This window comes from Kocuria tytonicola (assembly GCF_003687455.1).
GTDB lineage: Bacteria > Actinomycetota > Actinomycetes > Actinomycetales > Micrococcaceae > Kocuria > Kocuria tytonicola.
In genome coordinates, this window is the sequence record NZ_PHOA01000194.1 from 1 (window position 1) to 1,271 (window position 1,271).

Genomic DNA, 1,271 nt, shown 5'->3' on the forward strand with positions numbered 1-1,271 from the left:
CCCTGGGGCAGTACCTGCGGGGCTGGGCGGTGGACACGCTGCGGGGGTACCACGAACAGGGGGCACCCCCGGAGATGGACACCGCGCTCGCGGCCTCCGTGACCGCGGCGCTGGTGAGTGCCTCGCCGCTGCCCGCGTACTTCCGGCCGTACGCCACGGGCAGGCTGCTGCCCGCAGCGGCACGCGTGGAGCGGGACCTCCGGGCCGCGCTCCGGTCGAAGCTCGAGCCGCACGCACTGCACCCCGCCCGACGTGAGGTGTTCACGGGCCTCACCCCGGGCAACGCGACCGCCCACCACCTGACGGGGCCGGGGCAGCGGCCTCTGCCCCGGGGAGTGGACTGCGCCGGCGCCGTCCCCACCACGGTCGCCGGCACGGCGGCGGTCCTGAAGGACGCGAAGAACATCGTCTCCGGCGCGGGCCCGGACGGGAAGGACGTGGAGAACAGCACGGTCATGGTGCAGAAGGCCACGGGCGGGGACGCGCGCACCGCGTACTCCGTGGTGCTGACCGGCACGGAGCGGTGGCACGACAGTCCGGGCGTGCACGACGTCCAGGGCATCGGCGACGGGATGACGGCACCGGCCACGGCCGCGCTCACCGAGCTGCCCCAGGCCCAGCGCATGGCGGTGCAGGCCCTGCAGGACGCGGGCATCCGCCCCGGGGACACCGTGGTGCTCACGGGCCACAGCCTCGGCGGGATCGACGCCGCCGGGCTCGCCGCGAACCACGCGTTCCGCGAGCTCTACGACGTCCAGGCGGTGACCACGTTCGGGGCACCCGTGGGGGACTTCGCCATCCCGGACTCCACCTCCGTGATGGCCGTGGAGCACGTGGACGACGCCGTGCCGCCGCTGGACGGGGTGCCCAACCCGGATGCCGCGCACCGCTCCACCGTGCGCGTGGACACGCCCTTTCCCGAGGCCCCTGACCCGTGGGACAGCCGACTCGGGACGGCGGCCCACGAGATGTACCTCTACACGCTCGGAGCCCAGGGGATCACCGCGGCGGATCACCCGGTGGTGCAGGCCCACGAGCAGAGGCTCGCGGCGGCGGTGCCCCACGGCCCGGGAACGCGGACCGAGACCTACGTGTGCGAGGGGCTCGAGGAGGACCGGCAGCCTGCCGTGGCCCCCGGGGACGGCTAGGGCGTGTCTGACAAAGCCTTCGTCCAGGTGATGACGGAGTGCAGGATGATGGCGGCGCGGTAGGTCACAGCGTGTTTGTCGTACCGGGTTGCGATGGCGCGCCATTGTTTGAGGTGGCAGTAG

At 73.6% G+C, this 1,271-nt stretch carries 1 protein-coding gene; it reads left to right on the top strand.

Annotation, left to right across the window (positions count from 1 at the left end; all coding sequences use genetic code 11):
* The coding region (locus CWC38_RS11790) for an alpha/beta hydrolase family protein (RefSeq protein WP_500683900.1) at nucleotides 1–1,148 on the top strand (1,148 nt) is incomplete at its 5' end.
* Nucleotides 1,149–1,271: the final 123 nt, after the last annotated feature.